Source organism: Sporosarcina gallistercoris, assembly GCF_050459885.1.
In the GTDB taxonomy this organism is placed as follows: domain Bacteria; phylum Bacillota; class Bacilli; order Bacillales_A; family Planococcaceae; genus Sporosarcina; species Sporosarcina gallistercoris_A.
In genome coordinates this window covers 91,867-115,975 of record NZ_JBCMNO010000009.1, presented here as the reverse complement: position 1 = coordinate 115,975, position 24,109 = coordinate 91,867, and the positions used below count along the sequence as shown (strand labels likewise).

Sequence of the window (24,109 nt, the reverse complement as noted above, 5' to 3'; positions counted from 1 at the left end):
CCCGCTTCACTATCCTGGATACTCAATCTGTATTTCAGTCAGTTCCCATTCCGGATTGGACTCAAGAAATCTCTGTACGCGATGGATTTCACGTTCAGCAGCTTCCGCAGAAGAGGCAACCGCAACGACGCCAAGCGTAGTCCGCTGCCAAAGATCCTGATGATCCAACTCAGAGATAGAAACATTATACCCATTTTTCACACGATCTATCATACGTTTAAGCACAGAACGTTTGTCTTTGAGAGAAGCCGCCATTGGAATGATGAACGAACACTCTGCGTAAACAATCACACGCGCTTAATTTCCTGCATGATGTAAGGTTCGATGATATCGCCTTCCTTAATATCATTGAAGTTCTTAATCGTGATACCGCACTCATACCCTTTAGCGACTTCTTTGGCATCATCTTTGAAGCGTTTCAATGTATCGAGTTCCCCTTCAAAGATAACGATATCGTCTCGGTAAATGCGAACTCGCGAGTCTCTTGTAATTTTACCGTCTGTTACATAACTTCCGGCAATTGTACCGATTTTAGAGACTTTGAATGTTTCACGCACTTCTACTTGCCCGATTACTTTTTCTTCGAATTCAGGGTCAAGCATACCTTTCATTGCAGATTCGATTTCTTCCACAACTTTATATATGACACGGTGCAGACGAATGTCCACGCCTTCTTCATCAGCAGCACGTTTCGCATTGACGTCAGGTCGTACGTTGAATCCAATGACGATGGCATTGGATGCAGCTGCTAACGAAATATCGGACTCGTTGATTGCACCAGCACCTGTATGGATGATTTTAACATTGACGCCTTCTACGTCAATCTTCATCAATGAAGCTGCCATTGCCTCCACAGTACCTTGAACGTCTGCTTTGACAATCAGGTTCAATTCTTTCATTTCGCCCTCTTTCATCTGATCGAACAAGTTATCCAATGTCACACGCGTTTTTTCAGTACGCTGTTCTTGGATCGCTTCCCCAGCACGGCTTTCACCGATTTGACGAGCGGTTTTCTCATCTTTGAATACGACGAAACGATCACCCGCTTGAGGGACGTTACTCAATCCTGTAATCTCAACCGGAGCAGATGGCCCGGCCTCTTTCACACGACGGCCTACATCATTGATCATCGCACGGACACGACCAAATGTGTTACCGACAACAATCGGATCACCGATACGAAGTGTACCATCTTGTACGAGTAACGATGCTACTGCACCGCGACCACGGTCAAGCTGTGCCTCAATGACAGTACCTTTCGCACGAACGGAAGGGTTCGCTTTCAATTCAGCAACTTCAGCGACAAGGAGGATCATCTCAATCAACTGATCGATCCCTTCACCCTTTAGTGCTGAAATCGAAACGAAGATTGTATCCCCGCCCCATGCTTCAGAGACAAGTCCATGCTCTGTCAATTCTTGCATGACACGATCCGGATTAGCTGTAGGTTTATCCATTTTATTCACTGCCACGATGATTGGAACATCAGCAGCTTTCGCGTGGTTAATCGCTTCAACGGTTTGTGGCATAACACCGTCATCAGCAGCTACCACTAGGATTGTCAGGTCAGTAACCTTAGCACCGCGTGCACGCATTGTTGTGAATGCTGCGTGTCCAGGTGTATCGAGGAACGTAATCTTTTTGCCGCCTGAATTGATTTGATACGCACCGATATGCTGAGTGATACCACCCGCTTCACCTTGAGTGACTTTTGTGTTCCGGATGGAATCGAGTAAAGTCGTTTTACCATGGTCAACGTGTCCCATAATCGTAACAACAGGAGGACGTTCGATTGCATTTGTATCATCTTCTACTGATTCCTCATCTGCTTCAGGATCTTCAAAATAAATTTCAAGATCTGTTACGTCAATGCGGATTTCCTCTTCCACTTCCACTTCGTACTCTGCACAAATGAGTTCAATTGCATCTTTATCAAGCTCTTGGTTAATGGTAGCCATTACGCCAAGAAGGAATAGCTTTTTAATGATTTCTGAAGGTTCGCGACCTAGCTTGTTTGCAAGTTCCCCAACAGAAAGAGATTCATAAAACGTGATTTTTTCTGGTAACGGCTTTTCAACTCTAGGCATCGGGTTCGCAGGACGGTGTCTGCGACGTCCTTGGTTAATGCCCCGTGCTGGCGGACGTCCGCCTCGTCGATTACCGCCACCGCCAGAACGGTTTTGAGAAGACGGTCCTTGGTTAGGACGGTTTTGTCCATTTGAAGCTGAAGTGCTTTGGCTGCCGGTTGTTGCTGGACGGCTCTGGTTGCCAGTTGTTGCCGGACGGCTGCTGGATTGACCTTGTGGACGGCTAGCAGATTGACCTTGAGGACGGTTGCTGTTCTGTCCTTGTGGACGCGTGCTGCTGCCTTGACCCTGTGGACGGTTACCCGTTTGACCTTGCGGACGGTTGCCTGTTTGGCCCTGAGGACGATTGCCGCCTTGACCCTGTGGACGATTACCTGTCTGGCTTTGAGGACGGCTACTGCCACCGTGGCCTTGTGAACGATTGCCCGTCTGCCCTTGAGGACGATTCGTGTTCTGTCCTTGAGGACGAGGAGTACTTTGGTTGTTCGTTGGAGTGTTTTTCGCTGCCGAAAACTTCTTATCCAATTTTTCTGCAGAACTAGTATCAATCATAGACATATGGTTTGTAACATCCACATTCAATTTACCCAGTTCTTCAATGACCTCTTTACTTGATTTGTTAACCTTCTTCGCGTATTCATGTACACGTATTTTCGTCATTAGCCCACCCCCGTTATAATTCGTTGAGGAGCGAGGACAGCTTTTTAGCAAAACCGCTGTCCGTTACCGCGAGGACGACCCGCGACTCTTTACCGATTGCATGCCCGATTGCTTCGCGGCTCCCGAAAACATGCTTCTCAACGTTGTAGCTATTACATTTATCCGACAGTTTCTTGTTCGTATTGTCAGATGCGTCTTTTGATAGTATAACAAGTTTTGCATTTTGTGACCGAACTTCGGAAACGACAAGTTCTTCACCAGTGGTCAGTTTCCTTGCTCGAGCTGCTAATCCTAGCAACTGATAGATCTTAGTCTCGTTTGAAATCATTTTATGGCCTCTCTCCGAATCGCATGCAACAGATCCGCATACACTTGTTCCGGAACAGCGCTGCCCAATTGACTCTCGATTGCACGAGTCGCTTGCGCTTTTTCGACTGCTGCTTCAGATTTCGATACATAGGTTCCGCGTCCAGATTTCTTACCAGTCAAATCGACTGAGATCTCGCCTTCTTTTGTGCGGACAATCCGGATCATTTCTTTCTTAGGAAACATTTGGCCGGTAGCAGCACACTTGCGCAACGGCACTTTTCGATTATTGACTGCCATGCGTATGCACCCTTTCGTCACTTGTTATTGATGATCGTCTTGATACAAGTCAATTGACTCAGTATCGGGTTCTTCAGTTGAATCCGATGCAATCTCTGCATCTGAATAGACATCTACTTGCTCAGACTCATCAACGGATTCCACTTTAATATGATCTTCTTCGGAATGCGGATAGATCCCTAGTTCACGAGCATCTGTTTCACTTTTAATGTCAATCTTCCAGCCAGTCAATTTTGCAGCTAAACGTGCGTTTTGGCCACGTTTACCAATGGCTAGTGATAACTGGTAATCCGGAACGACAACTGTAGTTGACCGATCTTCTTCCTTAACTTGAACGTCCAATACTTTCGACGGGCTAAGTGCATTTGCAACAAAGACAACCGGATCTTCTGACCATTCCACGATATCCACTTTTTCGCCATTCAGTTCGTTTGAAATGGATTGAACTCGGGCTCCACGTGCACCAACACAAGAACCGACAGGATCCACTTCTTCGTTCGTCGTAAAGACCGAAATCTTTGAACGGTCCCCTGCTTCCCTTGCAATCGATTTGATTTCTACAATACCTTCGAAGATTTCGGGAACTTCCATTTCAAATAGACGGCGTAAAAGCCCCGGATGCGTACGAGAAACAAACACTTGCGGTCCCCGTGAAGTGCGCTCCACTTTTGTAATGTACACTTTGATGCGGTCATGTGGATTGAACTTTTCGGAAACGATTTGCTCAGTCATAGGAAGAACTGCTTCTACTTTCCCTAAACCAACATACAGATTACGGGCATCAAAGCGCTCTACAATCCCGTTGACGATATCGTCTTCCCGATCGATATACTCTTCATAGATTAGACCCCGTTCCGCTTCACGGACACGCTGAGTAACAACTTGCTTTGCGGTCTGCGCAGCAATACGGCCAAAATCGCGAGGCGTCACTTCCTGCTCCACCACGTCGCCCACTTCATAAGCAGGGTTAATCAGCAAAGCGTCTTCAAGCGAAATTTGCAGACGGTCTTCTTCCACCTCTTCAGCTACTACGTCCTTACGTGAAAAGACTTTAATGGTGCCGACGCCCAAATTCAAGTCAACGCGGACGTTTTGAGCTTGATTGAAGTTGCGTTTGTACGCAGTTACGAGGGCCGCTTCAATTGCGTCCACTAGAACCTCTCTGGAAATACCTTTTTGCTTTTCTAATGCAGTTAATGCATCGAGAAGATCACTACTCATGTTCATCACTCCTGATTATTCAATTATGCAGAAAAGTCGATTGCGTATCTTGCAACGGCAATCTTTTGCTTCTCGATTCTGACTGTCAGTGTACGTGTCTTAATACGAATCTGAAGTTCTATAGCATCTGGTTCATTGACTAACAGATGACCTTCAAATTCCTTCATATCTTTAACGGGCTCATAGGTTTTCACATAAACGTACTGACCAACCGCCTTTTCAAAATCTTGTTCCTTTTTCAGCGGCCGTTCTGCGCCTGGAGAAGAAACTTCCAAAAAGTAATTTTGTGGAATCGGATCAGTGCGATCTAGTTCTTCACTCAGACGTTCACTTACTTGTGCACATTGAAGTATATCGATATTCCCTTCCTGCGTATCGACGTAGACACGTAAGAACCAATCTCTTCCTTCTTTCAAAAACTCAATGTCAACTAGTTCAAGCGCTAACTCCTCCACTATAGGGAGTACTAATAGCTCTACTTCTTCTGTAATTTTACTCATTTTACCCCTCCCTTGCAGATTGTAATTTGCTTGAATAATAACGGCAGACAACAGAAAAGAGCGGGGAATCCCACTCTTTTCGCGAAAGACTATAGCAAAAGTTGTTTCCATTATACCATACGTTCATAGCCTGCGCAAATCATCAAAATACTCGTGTCTGAAGACATCCAGTGGATCTCGATTTCATCCATGAAAACTGCAAGGAGTTGTGCCTGATCAGTCAGAACAATGATAGCTGATTCATTTCGGGCATTCCTTCCAAGCAGCCAAGTGCATCCATGTATTCCGTAATGGTTTTGGATACACGTCCGCGACGCTGAAGGTCTTCTTTAGATAGGAACTCGCCATCATCCCTGACCTCTACAATTGTTTTCGCAACATTTGTGCCGAGTGATGGGATGGCATTGAATGGAGGAATCAGTGTATTGCCTTCGATGATGAATTCAGAAGCTGAAGATTTATATAAATCCGGCTTTGCAAATGTAAATCCTCGTTCACACATCTCTAGTGCAATCTCTAATACAGTCACCAAACTCTTTTCTTTTGGTGAAGCGTCCAGACCCTTGTCATAGATTTCTTTGATTTTCACTCTTATGGACGCGGGACCTTTAATCATCGTTGCCAAATCATAATCGGTCGCCCGAACTGTGAAATACGTTGCATAATACATAATTGGATGATGTACTTTAAAGTAAGCGATGCGCAGTGCCATCAGTACGTAAGCGGCGGCGTGTGCTTTCGGGAACATGTACTTGATTTTTTTACAAGATGCAATATACCACGCAGGGACTTTGTTTTTCTTCATTTCCTCTTCAAATTCAGGTGTCAGTCCCTTACCTTTACGGACGGATTCCATTATTTTGAATGCAATGGCGGGTTCCAGTCCTTGATAGATTAAGTACACCATAATGTCATCACGACAACCGATTACTTCAGCAAGCACACACGTTTTGTTCTGAATCAGTTCCTGAGCGTTGCCAAGCCATACGTCGGTTCCATGAGACAACCCAGAAATTTGGATGAGCTCTGAAAACGTTGAAGGCTTCGTCTCTTCCAGCATCTGTCGGACAAATCGAGTACCGAACTCAGGTACACCGAGTGTTCCGGTTTTACAGTTAATCTGCTCTTCTGTTACGCCGAGTGATTCTGTCCCACTGAACAACGCCATAACACCAGGATCATCCGGCGGAATCGTTTTAGGGTCCATCCCCGACAAATCCTCCAGCATCTTAATCATCGTCGGATCATCATGTCCTAAAATATCAAGTTTCAGTAAGTTATTATCAATGGAGTGGAAGTCGAAGTGCGTTGTTTTCCAACTCGAACCGACATCATCTGCCGGGAATTGAATCGGCGTAAAGTCGTAGATTTCCATATTGTCAGGGACAACGATAATGCCGCCTGGGTGTTGTCCAGTATTCCGTTTAACACCTGTACATCCTTGAACGAGGCGGTCAATTTCAGCACCCCTCAAATTGATAGCATTGTCGTTCATGTACCCCCGGACATAGCCGTAAGCCGTTTTTTCAGCGACAGTGCCAATCGTTCCAGCCCTGTACACATAATCTTCACCGAACAGTTCTTTCGTGTAGTTATGGGCCTTCGCTTGATACTCACCACTGAAGTTCAAGTCGATATCCGGCACCTTATCTCCGTTAAATCCGAGAAACGTTTCAAACGGGATATCATGTCCATCTTTTGTATAAGGGATGTCGCACGCCGGACAATTTTTGTTCGGTAAGTCGAAACCTGAACCGACGGACCCATCTGAGAAGAACTCGGACTGCTTACACGTTGGACATACATAATGCGGCGGCATTGGATTCACTTCAGTAATCTCCATCATCGTTGCGACAAGTGAAGAACCTACCGAACCACGCGAACCCACTAGATATCCATCATCCAATGATTTCTTAACGAGCTTATGGGAGATTAAATAGATCACTGCAAAACCGTTTCCGATAATCGATTTCAATTCCTTATCAATACGAGCCTCTATGATTTCCGGCAACGTTTCACCATAGATTTTATGTGCCATTGTATACGTGAGTTGACGCACTTCTTCATCAGCACCTTCAATTTCCGGTGGATATAGGTCATCTTTAATCGGCTTCACTTCACCAACTCTATCGACAATAGCGAGTGGATTATCTATTACGATTTGCTCGGCCGTTTCGGTTCCTAGAAATGCAAATTCTTCGAGCATTTCATCCGTCGTCCTGAAATGTACAGCAGGCAGTTCGTGACGGTTCATCGGATTCGCGCCGCCCATGGAACGAACCAAAACTTGCCGATAGGCAGCGTCCGTTTCTTCGATATAATGAACATTTCCTGTAGCTACTACTGGAAGACCTGTCATTTTACCGAGTTTGATCATTTTACGCATAATATCTTCAAGGTTCCATTCATCACGAATGAGATCCAGTTCAATCAGGTGATTGTAAACCGGTTTAGGGTGAAGTTCCAAATAATCATAGAATCCAGCAATTTCTTCGGCTTCTTCAATCGATTTTTGCATGAGAGCTTCAAACACTTCGCCCTTGTCGCATCCCGAACCAATTAGCAGCCCTTTCCGATATTTCACAAGTAACGACCTCGGGATTCTTGGAACTCGATAAAAATAATCCATATGTGAGAAGGACACGAGTTTGAATAAATTCTTCAATCCTTCATCGCTCGTAGCTAGCAACGTACAATGATTCGGTCTTGAACGCTTATAGGCGTCCCCTTCACCGACGTTCTTGTTGAAGTCATCCAACCATGTAATATCTTTTTCCGCAGCATCTTTCATCAGTCTGACAAACAGATGCGCAGTTGCTTCCGTATCGTAAATGGCCCGGTGATGTTGGGTCAGATCAATATCAAACTTTTTAGCTAATGTATTCAAACGGTGATTTCTGAGATCCGGATACAGAAGACGAGCTAATTCCAATGTATCGATGGTAGGATAATCCGCTGTTTCAATTCCAGCTTTCTTACACGATTCGTAAAAGAAGCCCATATCAAACGAAGCATTGTGCGCAACTAAAATGGAATCACCTATGAACTCGATGAAATCCACCATCACTTCTGAAACTTCCGGCGCGTCCTTCACCATATCATCTGTAATGCCAGTCAACTCGGTCGTAATTGACGACAGAGGATGATGGGGATTGGAAAAACGTTCAAACGAATCTATGATTTCACCATTTTTGACACGCACTGCAGCAAGTTCAATCACCGTGTCATATACTGCGGAAAGCCCCGTTGTCTCGACGTCAAAGACAACGTACGTATCTTCTTCGAGTAGCCGGTGCTGTTCGTTATATACAATTGGAACACCATCATCCACAAGGTTCGCTTCTAAGCCGAACAAGACTTTTATACCATGCTTCTTCCCTGCGTTATACGCATCCGGGAATGCCTGAACGTTTGCATGGTCGGTAATAGCGATCGCAGGATGCCCCCATTTTGCGGCTTGTGCAACGAGTGCACCAGCAGAAGAGACTCCATCCATTTGACTAAGTTTCGTATGCGTATGCAATTCAACACGCTTTCTTCCTTCAGGGGCTTTATCTTTTTTCACTACAGGAGCAACTTCCATAATATCTTGAGCCATCATGATTAAATCGCGGACGAATGTATCATTTTGGATACTTCCGCGAGCTCTCACCCACTTGCCCTTCGTAAGTGCTTTCATCAGGTCCGCATCTTCGTTGTCACGTGAAAACATTTTCACTAGGATGGAATCGGTATAGTCGGTGACCTTTAATGTCAGTAATGACCGTCCGCTGCGCAGTTCTCTCACTTCCGCATCAAACACATATCCTTCGATGGTGACACGACGTTCTTCATCTTGGATTTGTTGAATCTCAAGCAGTGGTTCATCGGCACGAATCGGCGTACCGAAAGAAATCGGACCGACTGGGGCGCTATCCCCATCTTTCTTTGTGGTTTCGCGCTGCTGCATCGCCTCTAATGCTTTTTGGGCATAGGCAACCTCTTCCGCTTTGCGCTCTTCGAAGAAAGCAACACGTGCTTGTTCTTCCTCGACAGGAGCGTCGGAAATTGTGAATTCCGGATAGATCCTCGGAAATCCAAAGGACTCGTATGCACTTGAAATCAGGTGTCCATACTTATTTTTCAAGGTCCGCTGCTGCACATCATTCACACAACAAATCGTAATTTTTTCACCAGATAAGACCGGCTTTTGACCACTAAGCGCTTCCCGTATAGGAGGTGAAACGTCACCTAGCTCGTCCATGATTGCCGGCCAGTAGGCAAGAATCGTTTCCTCTTCGTGGACTTCTGTTTTCGTACTGATTTGTAATCGAATCGCCGCAATATTAGCGAAGGATTGTTCAACTCGTTTGCGGAACAGCTGGAACACATCAAATGGTAATGGTTTTTGTAAAGTTGCAGTGAATTGCCACACTCTGGATTTTTTATAGATATCCACACGTTCCAGCTCTGCATCTTGAAAATGGACGACAAACGCATCTTCCGTCAGTCCGATTTGTTGGAGCAACATTGACATTTTTCTTTTAGCGTCCATAAGCCTCTCCTTTCCCGTAAAAAGAAGGGAAGGACCGAATGTCGGCCTTCCCATGTCTTTACTCTGTTCTGAAAAATTCCTGAAGTTTTTCTGTCACTTCTTCTTTCCGCATGCTAACTGCCTCGCCCATCATCCGATAAGTGACTTCCACCATCCCATCGGAGGCATCATCTCCTACAACGATTTTTACAGGAACGCCTAGCTGATTTGAAGTTTCAAGCTTACTATCGGAGCTAACATTTCGATCATCGAATAGCACTCGATACCGATATCCATTCATGACCGAGTGAAGCTCTTCAGCTAACTGCTGTTGGTTTTCGTCCCCAACATCTTCTATCAATAAATGAATATCATAGGGAGCAAGTTGTATCGGCCATTTCAATCCGAGTGAATCACTGTAATGTTCAGCAGTTGCTGCAAATAGACGGGTCAAATCCATGTAATAATATCCTGTTAAGATTTCAAGAGATTTCTTATCGGCAACATTAATTTTACTGAAAACCGGTTCCGGTTCGATAATCCATGCGAAAGTGACGCCTTTACGAAATGTTAACGTACCGTTTCCGTCAGGTGAAGGTTCCCCTTCTTTCACTAGTCGAATGTCCACGTAATGATCGACTGCAAAATCCCGATCCGGATTCACATTGACTAAGAAAGTGTCTTTTTCATTTGCTCCGCAAATTCCATTCACAATGGCAGCTACACCGTAGTCAGCATATACCGGCAGACCAAATGGCAATTGTACGGGTCCAATCGATTCCAATCCGATTCCTAACACTTCTTCCATTTCTTTCGGATCCATTAAACGGAAAGTTGACGTATTAAATAACTTCTCCAATTTCATCTCATTCAGCTCATGATCCCCACGGATAAGAATAAGCGTTGGTTCCGAATTGACGTTATACAGAAACGTTTGGATTGTTTGAGAGCAGTCTATACCGAGTGATTCAGCAAGAGGGATGATATCTTTCCCATTCCCCTTGACTTTCTCGGCTTTTTTCATTTTTTTAGATTCATCAAGTTCTTCTCTTGCTGCTGCTGCCAGATTCGCTTTTGACGTATAAGTTGAATTTTCGCTTTGTGCAAACGTTTCTTCGCCACAGTCAGAAAAGGCAATGAACTCGTATTCAGTTCTGCCATTTTCGTTTTGGGATTCAATTACCTGATATGGGATTCCTATTCTATTCGCGATTGTTGAAAAGACCGAGAGTAGGGTTTCACCATTTTCTTTCGCTTCAACTGTGTCTGTATGGAAAGAATACCCACTCATGAGGGAATACTCTTTTGCATATAGGAGTCCTGAATTTTGAATAGGACTGCGAGACTCTCTCACATGCTGTTTGATGTGAAATACTGAAATCGGTAATTGCTCAGAGCTAATAATTTCTTTTGCAATGAACGACAGTAAAATCATTTCATCAGACTTCCCGGTCGCATGTTCAAATTGTTCATATGGGAGATCCACTTCAAGAACGCGTGCCGATTCCATTTCATCACGGATCACACGTTTTATATTTTCCAAAACCTTTCCAGCTAACGGGAAGTAAGCATACATTCCCTCTGACGTTTCCTGCACATAACCAGAATGAGTGAGAAGCTGATCTGCCAGACAGTTACTTGAAGTTTCAGCAGCAGGTATGAATACACCTGATTGTTCCATGGTGCGTCGCCTCCGTTACTCTCTGATCGAATAGATCATCATTTCTAGAAGAAGAACTTTTGAATATCATTCCATGTTACAACAAGCATGAGTAACATGAGAAGCATGATTCCTACAAAGTGAACCATTCCTTCTTTTTGACGATCAATAGGTTTTCCACGTAATGCTTCCACTATGAAGAACAGCAAACGTCCTCCATCTAGCGCTGGAAGCGGCAAGAGATTCATAATTCCCAAGTTAATGCTCAATACAGCGGCCCAATTCATGAGATTGAAAATACCATACTGTGCGACCTCTTCAGTGGCTTTGTAAATTCCTACTGGCCCGGATAATGCATCCAGTGTAAATTTACCTGTAACCAGCATTCCAAGCAATTCAAATATTTTCGCTATCCAGAACCAAGTTTGCTGCGCACCATAAGCGATGGCTTTCAATGGATTTTTCTCCACTGGACTCGTGTAGTAAACTCCGATCTGACCTTGCTTTTGCCCTTCCTCTTCCGTTAACTTGGGCGTTACTTGCAAAGTGACAAGTTCTCCATCACGTTCAACTTCCAAGTTTAGTGATTGCCCAGCATTATCTTGAATCGTTTCTGTGAACTCGTTCCATGTTTTCACCTCTACACCATTAGAGGATTTTACAAAGTCCCCTTTTTCAATGCCAGCGGCTTGGGCTGGACTGTTCGCTTGAACTTCCGTGATGATAGGTTCATTCGTTGGAACACCATTCAGTAAACCGAGTGCAAGAAATATAAAAAACGCCAGTATGAAGTTAAAGACCGGTCCTGCTAGAATCGTAAGGAATCTCCCCATCAGAGGTTTCGAGTCGAATTGGCGATCTTTCGGAGCAATTAGGGTCTTCTGCCCTTTTTCATATATAACTGCAGTTTTGGATACCGAAAAACGAACGAGACTTCCTTCGTCATCGTATCCTTTAATGAATAACTTATCAGTTAAATCCGCTTCTTCTGTTTCAAGAAATAGTACATCCGGATTCGACACATTTGAATTCAAATAAATCTTAGTCACTTCGTCTTGTGAATTTAAAATCACGCCTATACGATAACCAGGCAGCAATTCAACCGTATCAAAATCTTCGCCTGCCATCCGTACATATCCGCCAAGCGGGAGTAACCTCAACGTGTATAGTGTTTCACCTTTTTGAATACCGATTATCTTTGGTCCCATTCCAATCGCAAATTCCCGAACCATAATTCCAGCTCTTTTTGCAAAAAGAAAGTGTCCGAACTCATGGAAAAAGACTAATGAGCCAAAAATAATTATAAACGAGATAACATTCTCCATTTATACCCACCTTTTCAGCTTACTTGGCTGTTGTACTAAATAACTTATTTTATCATGGAATAGACGATTTTACGAGTTTGCTTATCCGTTTCAAGTATGGACTCCAAATCAGGTGTCTGGATAGTCTGATGCTGTTCCATGGCTCGCTCCACCAACTCATCAATTTGGATGAATGGGATACGTCCTTCCATGAATTGACTCACAGCCATTTCATTTGCAGCATTCATTGCAGTCGGCATTGTCCCCCCGATGCGACCTGCTTCGTAAGCTAGAGCTAAAGCTTTAAACCGGGTGAGATCCATTTTCTCAAAATGCAATTTACCAATATCTTCGAGTTTAAGGCGTTGCGGATCTTTCATAGGGATTCGCTCTGGATAAGATAATGCATACTGGATCGGCACACGCATATCAGGTGAACCTAATTGCGCCATGACACTGGTATCTTCAAACTCAATCATCGAGTGGATAATACTTTCTTTGTGTAACAGACAATCGATTTGGTCATAAGGCATATCGAAAAGGTGGTGAGCCTCAATCACTTCCAGCCCTTTGTTAAACATCGTGGCTGAGTCAATGGTCAATTTATTGCCCATTGACCAGTTCGGATGAGCAAGCGCTTGCTCCAATGTGACGTTCGCTAGCTGATCACGCGTCAGATCTCTGAAACTCCCTCCAGAAGCTGTTAAAATCAGGCGGCTGATCGATTTGGACTGTTCGCCATTCAACGCTTGGAATAGGGCAGAGTGTTCGCTATCAACCGGTAATACGGAAACACCATATCGTTTCGCTTCTGCCATTACAATATCGCCCGCTGCTACGAGCGTTTCCTTGTTTGCAATTGCAATTGTGATTCCTTGACGGATAGCGGCAAGTGTCGGCTGAAGACCGACACTACCGATTACGGAATTCAAGAGAACATCCGCACCTGTGTTTGCTGCAACTTCTTCCAACCCTTCTGCGCTATATAGGAAACGTATGGACGGAAACTCGTTTTGCAAGATTTCGGCATCTGTTTTTTCCATTACGGAAATAATTGGCGGCTTATGGAAAGCAGCTATTTCCCTTACTTTCTCAATATTACGCCCAGCAGAAAATGCTACAAGTTCAAAACGATCTGAGTGAGCTGCAATCACTTCAAGTGTTTGCAGACCGATAGAACCTGTAGCACCAAGAAGGCTGATTTTTTTTTTCATCAAAAACATCCCTTTCCATTAACTAACAAAGTGCAAAATATGAAGAAGCGGTAAAACGAACAGCAAACTGTCAAACCGATCTAATATGCCGCCGTGTCCGGGAAGCAATTTCCCCGAATCCTTCACATTATAATTACGCTTTAACGCTGACTCCACAAGATCTCCGAGTTGACCAATTACGGACGCGACGATTGTGACCCCAATCAGGACCGAAAATGAAGAGGTGACAGGCTGTATAAGTTGAAATAGTACCGCGAAAACAACTGCACTTAAAATTCCTCCTACAAAACCTTCAACTGTCTTGTTCGGTGAAATATCCGGCCACAGCTTATTCTTGCCTAGTTTACGACCAACGAAATACGCTCCTGAATCGGTCGTCCATACAATGACAAGTGCATAGATGATGAATACTAACCCAGCTTCACGAGTAGCGGTAAGATAGTAAAACCCCATACCTACGTAAAAAGCTGACATCACTAAAAAGGATGCATGGGCAAACGTAAAACGATTCTTCACAAGAACAGTATAGATCAATAAGAGCAATATAATGATAAAACCGGCTTCTAATTTAGTATAGCCAGCTGTCCCCAGCCAATGCAGCGCTAATGTATTAGGCATTAATAGGACTGCTGCTAATAACCACGCTAGGACACCTTCAATAGAAAGTAATTTTATGGATTGCATCTTCAACAGTTCATACAGTCCGATTGTTGCAATTGCATAGACCAGAATGGTAAATGGAATTCCTCCTACTACAACAAATGGAATGAATACTGCAGCTGCTACGATAGCAGTTAGTATCCGTTGTTTCACTTGACTTCATCCCCCTCAAGACTTCCAAACCGTCTACTTCGTTTTTGATAATCTTCTATTATGCCAAGCATGCTCGCCTCGTTGAAGTCTGGCCAAAGTACGTCTGTAAATGCAAGCTCTGCATACGCTAACTGCCAGAGCATGAAATTGGACAGCCGGACTTCCCCACTCGTTCGGATGAGAAGATCCGGATCCGGAAGGTGAGCGGTCATCATTGCACCTGAAACCATCTCTTCAGTAAGTTCATCCGAACGAATGGTGTTTTCTGACAGCTGAAGAGCTAGATTCTTAACTGCCTCAGTAATTTCGTATCGGCTTCCATAGTTCATTGCGAAATTCAGGATCATTCCATCATTATTGACTGTTGCCTTCATCGCTTTTTGAATTGCCTCTTTTGTATGGACAGGCAACAACTCCGAACTGCCAATCATTTCCACTTTTACGTTATTTTCAACTAACTCCGGTAAATAGGTGCTTAAAAATTCACCTGGAAGCTTCATGAGAAAATCGATCTCCCGTTTAGGGCGTTTCCAATTTTCTGTTGAGAAAGCATACAATGTCAATACACGGATGCCTAGTTCGTTCGCAAAAAGAGTGGTTTTTCTAACGGTTTTCATGCCTTCATGATGACCTGCAATTCTAGGAAGTTTCCGTTGCTTCGCCCATCTTCCATTCCCATCCATAATAATGGCGACATGTGTAGGCATCGGCTTCTCTTTCGCACTAGCGAGCCGCTCTTGTAATGTCGACGGGACAGCCGTCGTCTTCTTTCGCAGTAGTTTATCGAACATCATTTTTCCTCCACTCGACGACGTTTCAAATCCTTCATCCTCTTTATCCTAACAAAATATAGAAGAACTTGCATGTAAAAAAGGACGCCCTAAAGTTAGGACGTCCGGCGAAAAAGAAAGTTCATGTTCAGATTTCCATAATTTCGTTTTCTTTGTCCTCTGCAATACTATCGATTTTAGAGATGTACGCATCGGTTAGCTTTTGGACTTCATCGTTGTGACGACGTAATTCATCTTCGGTAATTTCGCCATCTTTTTCGAGTTTCTTCAACTCTTCATTCGCATCACGACGAATATTGCGGATTGCGATTTTTGATTCTTCAGCATCTTTTTTCACTTCTTTTACGAGTTCTTTACGGCGCTCTTCAGTCAATGCAGGGACCGCTAGTCGAATGACATTCCCGTCATTCGAAGGAGTGATTCCGATATCCGACTTCAAAATCGCTTTTTCGATATCGCCTAAAGTTGTCTTATCATATGGTTGGATGACCATAAGGCGAGCTTCAGGTACAGAGATTCCAGCCATCTGATTAAGAGGTGTCGGAGCACCGTAATACTCAACTGAAATTCGGTCGAGTAATGAAGCATTAGCCCGTCCGGCACGAATTGAAGCAAGTTGTTTACCTAGTGAACTGATTGCTTTTTCCATTCTTTCGGTTGTCTGATCCATAACTGCTTTTGGCATGTTTAGTTCCTCCCGACGACTGTACCGATGGTTGCTCCACATACAGCCTTTTTTATATTTCCTTCTTCCATAATTGAGAATACTACGAGTGGGATATCATTGTCCATACAGAGTGTTGAAGCCGTAGCATCCATCACTTGAAGACCTTTGCTGATTACCTCAAGGTACGTCAACTGTTCATATTTCACAGCAGTCGTATCGATCATCGGATCTGCAGAATAGATTCCGTCTACATTGTTTTTACCCATTAAAATGACGTCCGCTTCGATTTCAGCTGCACGGAGTGCCGCTGTAGTATCTGTTGAGAAATACGGATTCCCAGTACCTGCCGCAAAAATGACGACACGTTTCTTTTCAAGATGTCGGATGGCTTTCCGGCGAATGTAAGGTTCAGCTACTTGACGCATGTCGATTGAGGACATGACACGAGACTCTGCACCTAATTTTTCAATCGCGTCTTGAAGTGCTAATGCGTTCATGACCGTAGCCAGCATGCCCATGTAGTCCGCAGTCGTTCGATCCATTCCCATTTCACTTCCGACTTTGCCGCGCCAAATATTCCCGCCTCCGACTACAACTGCTACTTCAACGCCAAGATCCAGCACTTCTTTCACTTGAATCGCAACGGATTTAATAATTTCCGGGGAAAGACCAAATCCTTGTTCTCCAGCGAGTGCTTCCCCGCTAAGTTTCAACACGATCCGTTTATAGGTAGGTGTGTTCATATGTATCCCCCATCTTCTTGGTTTTCTTAAAAATAGGGAACACAAAATGTGTCCCCTACCATTAGTATGAGTTAAATTGGTTATCCTTTGTTTACTTGGCTCATAACTTCATCAGCAAAGTTATCTTCGCGCTTTTCGATTCCTTCGCCCACTTCGTAACGAATGAATTCTGTTAAAGTTCCACCAGTGGAAGTAACAAATTCCCCGACTTTTTGATCAGAGTTTTTAACGAATGGCTGGTCAAGTACACAGATCTCTTCGAAGTACTTACGAAGACGTCCTTCAACCATTTTAGCAACGATGTTTTCAGGCTTGCCTTCGTTAAGAGCTTGTTCAGTTAGGATTTTACGCTCATGCTCCACTTCTTCTTCTGAAATCTGGTCATGTGAAACGTACTTAGGGTTCATAGCAGCGATGTGCATCGCAACGTCTTTCGCAGCTTCAGCATCAGTAGTACCTTCAAGTACTGTAAGAACGGAAATACGTCCACCCATGTGCAAGTACGCACCGAATGCATCGTTATCCGTTTTTGTGCGGATTTCGAAACGACGAAGGCTGATCTTCTCACCAATTTTTGCAATTGCATTTGAAATATAGTCAGCGACAACTAGATCATTTTCCATAGTTGAAGCTAGAGCTTCTTCTACAGATGCGGGCTTTGTTTTTAGTAAGTGAGCGGAAATTTCTTTAACCAATGTTTGGAAACCTTCGTTTTTAGCAACGAAGTCAGTTTCAGCATTGATTTCAAGAATGATTGCATCATTTCCGGAAACTTCGATTGTTGTAGTTCCTTCAGCAGCAATACGGTCTGCCTTTTTAGCCGCGCTTGAAAGACCTTTTTCACGCAAGAAGTCTAGTGCTGCATCCATATCACCGTTTACTTCTGTTAGTGCTTTTTTACAGTCCATCATACCTGCACCTGTTTTTTCGCGAAGTTCTTTTACCATTTGAGCTGTAACTGCCATGTTGTATTCCTCCTATAAGACTAGCGATTTTAGTTTAATTCTCTAAAAAAGACGATAAGGGGATTGGCCGCTTATCGTCTTTGATTTTTCAGTTACTCTGCAGTAACTGCTTCTGTTTGTTCTGCTTGAGCAGCTTCTTCGTCTTCACCTTGTCTAGATTCCAACAAAGCGTCAGCCATTTTGCTTGTCAAAAGGCGTACCGCACGAATTGCATCATCGTTTGCAGGAATGACGTAGTCAATCTCATCAGGATCGCAGTTTGTATCAACGATACCAACAAGTGGGATATTCAATTTATGAGCTTCCGCTACAGCGATGCGCTCTTTACGTGGATCTACTACGTAGATTACGTCTGGGATTGATTTCATATCACGGATACCGCCTAGGAACTTCACAAGACGATCGTGTTCTTTGTTAAGTTGAGAAACTTCTTTCTTAGGAAGGACATCGAATGTACCGTCTTCTTCCATTTTCTCAATTTGCTTCATTCGGCTGATCCGCTTCTGGATCGTACCGAAGTTTGTCAACGTACCACCTAACCAGCGTTGGTTAATGTAGTACATACCTGCACGTTCTGCTTCTTCTTTAATCGCATCTTGTGCTTGTTTCTTTGTACCAACGAAAAGTACTTTTCCGCCGTCAGCACCGACTTGGCGCATGAAGTTGTAAGCTTCTTCAAGCTTTTTAACTGTTTTCTGTAGATCGATGATGTAGATTCCGTTACGCTCAACAAAAATGAATTTTTTCATTTTAGGATTCCAGCGACGTGTTTGGTGTCCGAAATGCACACCAGCTTCTAGCAATTGTTTCATTGAAATTACTGACATAATTATTTCCTCCTGTTTGGTTGGATTCCTCCGTGAACTTCATCCGCTGAGCGACCTTCCGGCACCATCTCAATACGTCCATGCACGTGTGTAGTAATACCGCTTTCTAATATAACACAAGCCTCTATGCTTATGCAACAATTATCTTTTGAACTTCAAGATGAGCTCAACTTCCGTTTTGCCTTTTTTAAGTCGGCTTGCAATTTCGTCTATCGGCAATCCCTGATCATGCAATCGATATACTGTTTCAAATTCCGGTTCATGTTTAACTTCTGCGGGAGACTCTAAACTGTTCGCTGCAATTGGTTGCTGAAGGGACCTGTATGACTCCAAAACTTTCGAAGTAGGCGGTTTAGGATTGAAGTAAACAGCTGTTGCAGCGACTTCATCCTCACGGGGAACCAACGGTCTTTCCGCTTCAGGTTGAGTTCCGGTCGGTTTCTTTTTTTGTTGATGCGCTGTAAGTTCGCCGATTAAACGATCGTTTTCCTCTTTGACTTCAGTAATATAAACCGCCAGGCTATCTTCCATTTCCTTCATGAGCTGCCGCTGTCTCTTTTCTGTTTTATCCAATTTTGAAATTCTCATGTAAAGCAAGGCGATCAAATAAAAACCACCAATCTGCAAGACACAAAGTGCCGCAATCCAAAATGCTGTCATTTCATCACCCTGTATAGTCTACGAAGCCGCCCTTATATGGATGGCTTGCGTGTTTATGTTCCTGTTGTTGAGAAGCTTCCTGTTGGTCATTTTCCTCGGACTTCCCTTCTCCTGAGGAGTTTCTTGTGTTCTTAGTTTTTTCGGACTCTGCCGATTCGATGACTGCATTACGTTGTTTCATCACTTGTTGATCGGTTTGAGCTGCCGCTTGCTGATGGTTCAGCATGGACTGCTGATTTTTTTGTTCGGTCAGTTTTCCTGCATCAAAAGTTTTTGGAATCGCAATTTGAAGTTCTATCGATTTCAGACTCATAGTACTCTCCGATCCAGCACTTCAGGCAACAATAGCTTTCTCAGCTTGAAAAGCGCTTTTGAATGGATTTGTGAAATGCGTGATGTCGATAAGTTCAGAATTTCGCCAATTTCAGTAAGCGTCATTTCATCCGAATAAAACAGACTTAACACAAGTTGCTCGTTGTCATTCAAGTCTTTGATCTTCTGAACCATTTCACCTAATAATTCACGTTTAACCGAATGTTGTTCCGGAGTTGCCGTTTTTTCATCCTTTAAAATAAAACTTTTCCCTGAATCATCTTCGTCATCATTCATTCGTTCATCGATTGAGAGGACACTTGAAAAGTAATGCTCCTGGACAGTCTGATAAACTTCGGAGACGTTGATACCCGAATGCTCTGCGATTTCTTCCGGGGTTGCTGTCCGCATCAGTTTCTGTTCAAGTTTACTGATTTGTTCTTCTAATTTTTTAGATTTCTCTCTCGAAGAACGCGGCAGCCAATCCTCTTTTCGTAATCCATCGAGAATATTTCCACGAATCCGAAATGAAGCATATGTATCAAACTTCAAATCCCTGCTTGGATCAAATTTCGTGAGCGCATCAAACAATCCTTGGTACCCAAGACTTTTGACATCGTCTCTGGATACATTACGCGGTAAACCAGATCCTATGCGCTGGACGTGATAATTTACGAGCGGCATATATTTACGGACGAGCGCATCTCCGGCATCTGGATCTCGTTTGTTTAACCATAAGTCCCAATATGTCTCCTCCGACATGTCTTTTTTCGACATAGAATCCCTCGCTTCCGTACAACAATGTATATTCCGACACTATCATACTAATCATTATATCAAAGAATAGGGAGTAAAGACAGTGGCCGTCTATCATATTTTTATACAAAAAAACAGTAGTTTCATTTACTGAAACCACTGCTCCATTATTCAAATTTCCTTCGTTCCTGCGTTCACCGTGCGGACTTGTAGCGCGCCAACCCGAGGATCGAATTCAATTGTACGGCCATTGGATCCCCCAGTATCTTCAGCTATTAAAGGAATGGAAAGTCTAGCAAGCTCCTTTTTCACTGCTTCCACATTCCGAGGGCCGATACGCACCGTATCCCCTGATCCGAACTGGAACATCTGGGATCCGCCCGCAATTTTTGCTTTCAAAGACATTGGGCGGACCCCTTCTGCTTTCAGTAGCTCCATCAGAGAATAAATTCCTGTGTCTGCAAATTTTGCAACGTTAATGGAATCCCCTTTACCAAGCGAACTATCCGGCAACATGACGTGCACCATTCCAGCAATTTTCCGACGTTCATCATACAGTACAACACCAACACATGAACCGAGACCTGAAGTCCGGATCGTGTCCGGCTCCCGAACAATATTCATATCCGCAATCCCAACCCGAACTACTGTTTTCACCATTTCCATCTTACATGACTCCTAATGATTTGAAGATCGTGCTGTAAGATTGTGGATCGGGGAGTAAAAAGAAATGGCCATCTACACTCTTATCGTTTGCGTCTTCTTCCACAATCTTTGTATCGATCACGATGACTTCATCACTGTAATGGGATACCTCAATAAGTCCAAAGCTGACAATCGCACCCACCATGTCGACGCTTAATGAAGGGACTGTCGGAAAAATCTTCAATCCCGTGAAGTCGGACAGGGCAGATAAATAGGAACCGGACAAAATATTGCCTAGTTCTTGCATCGCAGAAATCCCGATTTCATTAATCGAATCCGGATTAGAGAAGTCAAAATGAGGATTATCTATTAATCTCCGGATAAAACGATTTGCAGATTCAATCGGAAGCACAAAAAACATGCTCCCCGATAGGTCCCCTTCAATTCTCAAGAAAATCCCGACCACTACATTTTCACTGCCCCCCGCAAGTTCGAACATGTCATCAAATGATACAAGCGCTACCTTTGGGACATGCATGTCGATTTTACGATGAAGCAGTTCAGACAGCGAGGTTGCTGCGTGTGCCGCTCCTATGTTGCCGATTTCTCTGAGAACGTCCAAATGCATATCAGATATATTCAGTTCAGTTTTCATCTGCATTCACGTTCCTAATCGGACGCAGTACGTGATCCAGGTTAAGCATCACGAGTAAACGTTTCTCGATTTTCGCAACGCCCGCCACAAATTCCGATTCTACGGAACCGACCACTTCAGGCTGGGATTCGAGTATGTTCGCAGGTATATCTATCACATCATTTGCTTCATCCACGATGAGACCAACATCATAGTTTTCAAGATTCACAATAATGATGCGAGTGTTATCATTGTAGTCCATTTCAGGTAAGTCAAAACGATTCCGCAAATCAACGATAGGCGTCACCATTCCACGTAAGTTAATGACTCCTTTAACGTATGAAGGCACCCCTGGAATACGCGTAATCGTCATGAGCAACAATTTTTCAATGGACTGGACAACGTCCACTTCAATCGCATACTCTTTATCGAGTAATTGAAAAACGATTGTTTTCATTACGTTATTTTCAGTTAAAGCTGTCATCGGATTCCCTCCTACTTATTTTATGAGCGCGTTGCAATCTACTATTAGTGCAACTTGACCGTTTCCGAGGATTGTTGCACCAGACAGTGCGAAAACGCTCTGTAAGTAGTTACCTAGTGATTTCAATACAATTTCTTGTTGACCGATGAACGAGTCTACGACAAGTGCAGCTAAACTTTCACCTTTACGAACGATAACGACAGACTTAAGTTCTTCTGGTTGTTCCGGAAGTCCTGTATCGAAAATCTCACGCAGGTCAACGAGGGGGACAATTTTTCCGCGGAAGTCGATGACTCGCTGATTATGGGCATTCAAGATATCGGCATTTTGAATAATAGCAGTTTCAATAATCGATGATAACGGCACAGCAAAAATCTCTTTTTGCATTTGTACGAGCATCACCGAAATGATCGAGAGCGTAAGCGGTAATTGTACTTGGAATAACGAGCCTTGACCTTCTTTCGAGTCGATTGAGATATGTCCGCCTAAAGATTCAATCGTGCTCTTTACAACATCCAGTCCTACTCCGCGTCCTGAGACATCCGTAAGTTTTTCAGCAGTTGAGAAGCCAGAAGACAAAATCAGCTCAGCTACTTGTTTGTCAGACAAGGTTTCCGCAACTTCTTCACTAACGATTCCGCGCTCAATCGCTTTGTTAAGGACACGAGAACGGTTCACCCCTGCTCCGTCATCTTCTAATTCAATGAAAACATGGTTACCGGAGTGGTAGGCACGTAATGTAACAGTTCCTTCTTCGGGTTTCCCCGCCGCTATACGTTCCGCAGGACTTTCCACTCCATGATCCAATGCATTTCGAATGAGATGGACTAAAGGATCCCCGATCTCATCAATAACAGTACGGTCTAATTCTGTCTCTGCCCCGATGATTTCAAGATTGATTTTTTTATCAAGATCCCTTGCTAACTGGCGAACCATTTTAGGGAAACGATTGAACACCGTCTCAACTGGCACCATTCGCATATTAAGAATGATATTTTGCAAGTCTCCTGAAATTCTTGTCATCCGTTCTGTTGTTTCATTCAGCTCTGCGTTCTGTAATTCTGCAGCGATGGACTGGAGACGTCCTCTATCAATAACCAATTCCTCGAATAGGTTCATAAGGACATCCAAGCGATCGATATTGACGCGTATCGTTTTGTTCGCTGAATGGGTATTATTCGAGCGTTTGGCAGCAGGTTCTGATTTTGCAACTTTTTCGGCAGATTGTGTATCCGGCGCTGCAATTGGGGATTCAGTTGTGATGGCAGCCTCTGAAGGGATTGAGTGAATTTGGACTGGGCGAACTTCAGCCCGGTCAAGTTCTGATACTTTCTGCACTTTTGCTTGTAGAACTTCTGCCTGTTCTCTCGTAACGATCACGACCGTAAATTGGCTGTCAAATTCTTCGTTCTCCAACCGCTCGACAGTCGGGTACGTCTTAATGATTTCCCCCGATTTTTCAAGGATTTCAAACACCATGAATACACGTGCCGCTTTCAGCAGGCAATCATCACGCAGAACGACTTTGAGTTCAAATGCGTTGAAGCCTTGTTCAATGGATTGCGAAACTACTGTTTGTTCAAAATCATCGTAAACAAGTCCAGCCGTATCCTCTTCGGATATTGTTTCCACCGGCTCTGTTTCCACAACATCCAATGGCGACTTGCCCGCCTCAATTTGGTTTAGCATCGTCACTAATTTCTCGACGTCTTTTTTACCGCTCCCCCCCTGTTCGATATCGATGACCATCTCCTCAAGGGCATCTGAAGATTCAAATACAACATCCAGTATTTCAGAAGTCACCCGGATTTTGGAATTCCGGATTGCATCCAGGACATTTTCCATCTTATGCGTCAGATTCGCAATGTCTTCGTACCCCATTGTTGCAGACATCCCTTTTAGCGTATGTGCAGCTCGGAATATTTCGTTGACAATTGCCAGATCATCAGGGTTTTTTTCAAGCTCTAGTAATTGTTCGTTACACGCCTGGAGATGTTCTTTACTCTCTTCCAGGAACATTTCCAAATACTGATTTGTATCCATCAAA

General features: G+C 43.8%; 23 protein-coding genes. All 23 read right to left on the bottom strand.

Features of this window, described 5'->3' with window-relative positions; genetic code table 11:
- Window positions 1-9 precede the first annotated feature (9 nt).
- The 23 genes from ABE021_RS07120 to ABE021_RS07010 all read right to left on the bottom strand — a co-directional run bounded on the left by ABE021_RS07120 (window position 10) and on the right by ABE021_RS07010 (window position 24,105).
- On the bottom strand, window positions 10-291 hold the full coding sequence (locus tag ABE021_RS07120; protein ID WP_430287744.1) for a DUF503 domain-containing protein: 282 nt from the start codon (window positions 289-291) through the stop codon (window positions 10-12).
- Window positions 288-2,747, bottom strand: coding sequence for a translation initiation factor IF-2 (infB, locus tag ABE021_RS07115; RefSeq protein ID WP_430287742.1), 2,460 nt, complete (start codon window positions 2,745-2,747; stop codon window positions 288-290). Before infB ends, ABE021_RS07120 begins: the two co-directional genes overlap by 4 nt.
- A 13-nt stretch (window positions 2,748-2,760) precedes the next feature.
- Window positions 2,761-3,075 (bottom strand): YlxQ family RNA-binding protein, encoded by a 315-nt coding sequence (locus tag ABE021_RS07110; RefSeq protein WP_430287741.1) that lies wholly within the window; start codon window positions 3,073-3,075, stop codon window positions 2,761-2,763.
- Window positions 3,072-3,353 (bottom strand): RNase P modulator RnpM, encoded by a 282-nt coding sequence (gene rnpM / locus ABE021_RS07105; RefSeq protein WP_430287740.1) that lies wholly within the window; start codon window positions 3,351-3,353, stop codon window positions 3,072-3,074. Before rnpM ends, ABE021_RS07110 begins: the two co-directional genes overlap by 4 nt.
- Window positions 3,354-3,377: 24 nt before the next feature.
- Complete coding sequence (gene nusA / locus ABE021_RS07100; protein WP_430287738.1) at window positions 3,378-4,574, bottom strand: transcription termination factor NusA; 1,197 nt, start codon at window positions 4,572-4,574, stop codon at window positions 3,378-3,380.
- Between the two features lie 23 nt (window positions 4,575-4,597).
- Complete coding sequence (rimP, locus tag ABE021_RS07095) at window positions 4,598-5,074, bottom strand: ribosome maturation factor RimP (RefSeq protein WP_430287737.1); 477 nt, start codon at window positions 5,072-5,074, stop codon at window positions 4,598-4,600.
- Between the two features lie 220 nt (window positions 5,075-5,294).
- Window positions 5,295-9,608 (bottom strand): PolC-type DNA polymerase III, encoded by a 4,314-nt coding sequence (locus ABE021_RS07090; RefSeq protein WP_430287736.1) that lies wholly within the window; start codon window positions 9,606-9,608, stop codon window positions 5,295-5,297.
- A gap of 58 nt (window positions 9,609-9,666) precedes the next feature.
- Window positions 9,667-11,268: a YbaK/EbsC family protein gene (locus tag ABE021_RS07085; protein ID WP_430287735.1), complete on the bottom strand. Its 1,602-nt coding sequence runs from the start codon at window positions 11,266-11,268 to the stop codon at window positions 9,667-9,669.
- A 44-nt stretch (window positions 11,269-11,312) separates the two neighbouring features.
- Window positions 11,313-12,572, bottom strand: coding sequence for an RIP metalloprotease RseP (rseP, locus tag ABE021_RS07080; protein ID WP_430287734.1), 1,260 nt, complete (start codon window positions 12,570-12,572; stop codon window positions 11,313-11,315).
- 44 nt (window positions 12,573-12,616) lie between these two features.
- Complete coding sequence (locus ABE021_RS07075) at window positions 12,617-13,765, bottom strand: 1-deoxy-D-xylulose-5-phosphate reductoisomerase (RefSeq protein WP_430287733.1); 1,149 nt, start codon at window positions 13,763-13,765, stop codon at window positions 12,617-12,619.
- Window positions 13,766-13,783: 18 nt separating this feature from the next.
- Window positions 13,784-14,578, bottom strand: coding sequence for a phosphatidate cytidylyltransferase (locus ABE021_RS07070; protein ID WP_430287732.1), 795 nt, complete (start codon window positions 14,576-14,578; stop codon window positions 13,784-13,786).
- Window positions 14,575-15,369 carry an isoprenyl transferase gene (locus ABE021_RS07065; protein WP_430287731.1) on the bottom strand — a complete coding sequence of 265 codons (795 nt, stop codon included), beginning with the start codon at window positions 15,367-15,369 and terminating at the stop codon, window positions 14,575-14,577. The genes ABE021_RS07070 and ABE021_RS07065 overlap by 4 nt, the downstream gene beginning before the upstream one ends.
- A gap of 127 nt (window positions 15,370-15,496) precedes the next feature.
- Window positions 15,497-16,054 (bottom strand): ribosome recycling factor, encoded by a 558-nt coding sequence (frr, locus tag ABE021_RS07060; RefSeq protein ID WP_430287730.1) that lies wholly within the window; start codon window positions 16,052-16,054, stop codon window positions 15,497-15,499.
- 2 nt (window positions 16,055-16,056) lie between these two features.
- A complete protein-coding gene (pyrH, locus tag ABE021_RS07055) occupies window positions 16,057-16,779 on the bottom strand; it encodes a UMP kinase (RefSeq protein ID WP_430287729.1) in 723 nt (240 codons plus the stop codon).
- Window positions 16,780-16,859: 80 nt separating this feature from the next.
- Entirely contained in the window at window positions 16,860-17,744 is an 885-nt protein-coding gene (gene tsf, locus ABE021_RS07050; RefSeq protein ID WP_430287727.1) for a translation elongation factor Ts, read from the bottom strand.
- Between the two features lie 92 nt (window positions 17,745-17,836).
- Window positions 17,837-18,571, bottom strand: a complete 735-nt coding sequence (gene rpsB, locus ABE021_RS07045) for a 30S ribosomal protein S2 (protein ID WP_430287726.1) — start codon at window positions 18,569-18,571, stop codon at window positions 17,837-17,839.
- Between the two features lie 141 nt (window positions 18,572-18,712).
- Entirely contained in the window at window positions 18,713-19,231 is a 519-nt protein-coding gene (locus ABE021_RS07040; protein ID WP_430287725.1) for a hypothetical protein, read from the bottom strand.
- Window positions 19,232-19,235: 4 nt separating this feature from the next.
- The gene (locus ABE021_RS07035) at window positions 19,236-19,544 is read right to left on the bottom strand and encodes a hypothetical protein (protein WP_430287724.1); all 309 of its coding nucleotides are present in this window, start codon (window positions 19,542-19,544) and stop codon (window positions 19,236-19,238) included.
- Window positions 19,541-20,320 carry a FliA/WhiG family RNA polymerase sigma factor gene (locus tag ABE021_RS07030; protein ID WP_430287722.1) on the bottom strand — a complete coding sequence of 260 codons (780 nt, stop codon included), beginning with the start codon at window positions 20,318-20,320 and terminating at the stop codon, window positions 19,541-19,543. The genes ABE021_RS07035 and ABE021_RS07030 overlap by 4 nt, the downstream gene beginning before the upstream one ends.
- 150 nt (window positions 20,321-20,470) lie before the next feature.
- Window positions 20,471-20,965: a chemotaxis protein CheD gene (locus tag ABE021_RS07025; protein WP_430287721.1), complete on the bottom strand. Its 495-nt coding sequence runs from the start codon at window positions 20,963-20,965 to the stop codon at window positions 20,471-20,473.
- 1 nt (window position 20,966) lies between these two features.
- The gene (locus ABE021_RS07020) at window positions 20,967-21,599 is read right to left on the bottom strand and encodes a chemotaxis protein CheC (protein ID WP_430287719.1); all 633 of its coding nucleotides are present in this window, start codon (window positions 21,597-21,599) and stop codon (window positions 20,967-20,969) included.
- Entirely contained in the window at window positions 21,589-22,062 is a 474-nt protein-coding gene (locus ABE021_RS07015) for a chemotaxis protein CheW (RefSeq protein WP_430287718.1), read from the bottom strand. The genes ABE021_RS07020 and ABE021_RS07015 overlap by 11 nt, the downstream gene beginning before the upstream one ends.
- A gap of 15 nt (window positions 22,063-22,077) precedes the next feature.
- The gene (locus tag ABE021_RS07010) at window positions 22,078-24,105 is read right to left on the bottom strand and encodes a chemotaxis protein CheW (protein WP_430287717.1); all 2,028 of its coding nucleotides are present in this window, start codon (window positions 24,103-24,105) and stop codon (window positions 22,078-22,080) included.
- Window positions 24,106-24,109 lie beyond the last annotated feature (4 nt).

Bases quoted from the DNA above. Each gene is read 5' to 3' on its own strand.
- infB (WP_430287742.1), bottom strand. From the start codon at position 2,747: ATGACGAAAATACGTGTACATGAATACGCGAAGAAGGTTAACAAATCA.
- ABE021_RS07025 (WP_430287721.1), bottom strand. From the start codon at position 20,965: ATGGAAATGGTGAAAACAGTAGTTCGGGTTGGGATTGCGGATATGAAT.
- nusA (WP_430287738.1), bottom strand. From the start codon at position 4,574: ATGAGTAGTGATCTTCTCGATGCATTAACTGCATTAGAAAAGCAAAAA.
- pyrH (WP_430287729.1), bottom strand. From the start codon at position 16,779: ATGAACACACCTACCTATAAACGGATCGTGTTGAAACTTAGCGGGGAA.
- ABE021_RS07020 (WP_430287719.1), bottom strand. From the start codon at position 21,599: ATGAAAACTGAACTGAATATATCTGATATGCATTTGGACGTTCTCAGA.
- ABE021_RS07110 (WP_430287741.1), bottom strand. From the start codon at position 3,075: ATGATTTCAAACGAGACTAAGATCTATCAGTTGCTAGGATTAGCAGCT.
- rseP (WP_430287734.1), bottom strand. From the start codon at position 12,572: ATGGAGAATGTTATCTCGTTTATAATTATTTTTGGCTCATTAGTCTTT.
- ABE021_RS07030 (WP_430287722.1), bottom strand. From the start codon at position 20,320: ATGTCGAAAAAAGACATGTCGGAGGAGACATATTGGGACTTATGGTTA.
- frr (WP_430287730.1), bottom strand. From the start codon at position 16,054: ATGCCAAAAGCAGTTATGGATCAGACAACCGAAAGAATGGAAAAAGCA.
- rnpM (WP_430287740.1), bottom strand. From the start codon at position 3,353: ATGGCAGTCAATAATCGAAAAGTGCCGTTGCGCAAGTGTGCTGCTACC.
- ABE021_RS07090 (WP_430287736.1), bottom strand. From the start codon at position 9,608: ATGGACGCTAAAAGAAAAATGTCAATGTTGCTCCAACAAATCGGACTG.
- rimP (WP_430287737.1), bottom strand. From the start codon at position 5,074: ATGAGTAAAATTACAGAAGAAGTAGAGCTATTAGTACTCCCTATAGTG.
- ABE021_RS07040 (WP_430287725.1), bottom strand. From the start codon at position 19,231: ATGACAGCATTTTGGATTGCGGCACTTTGTGTCTTGCAGATTGGTGGT.
- ABE021_RS07035 (WP_430287724.1), bottom strand. From the start codon at position 19,544: ATGAGTCTGAAATCGATAGAACTTCAAATTGCGATTCCAAAAACTTTT.
- ABE021_RS07085 (WP_430287735.1), bottom strand. From the start codon at position 11,268: ATGGAACAATCAGGTGTATTCATACCTGCTGCTGAAACTTCAAGTAAC.
- ABE021_RS07065 (WP_430287731.1), bottom strand. From the start codon at position 15,369: ATGTTCGATAAACTACTGCGAAAGAAGACGACGGCTGTCCCGTCGACA.
- ABE021_RS07010 (WP_430287717.1), bottom strand. From the start codon at position 24,105: ATGGATACAAATCAGTATTTGGAAATGTTCCTGGAAGAGAGTAAAGAA.
- ABE021_RS07075 (WP_430287733.1), bottom strand. From the start codon at position 13,765: ATGAAAAAAAAAATCAGCCTTCTTGGTGCTACAGGTTCTATCGGTCTG.
- rpsB (WP_430287726.1), bottom strand. From the start codon at position 18,571: ATGTCAGTAATTTCAATGAAACAATTGCTAGAAGCTGGTGTGCATTTC.
- tsf (WP_430287727.1), bottom strand. From the start codon at position 17,744: ATGGCAGTTACAGCTCAAATGGTAAAAGAACTTCGCGAAAAAACAGGT.
- ABE021_RS07015 (WP_430287718.1), bottom strand. From the start codon at position 22,062: ATGACAGCTTTAACTGAAAATAACGTAATGAAAACAATCGTTTTTCAA.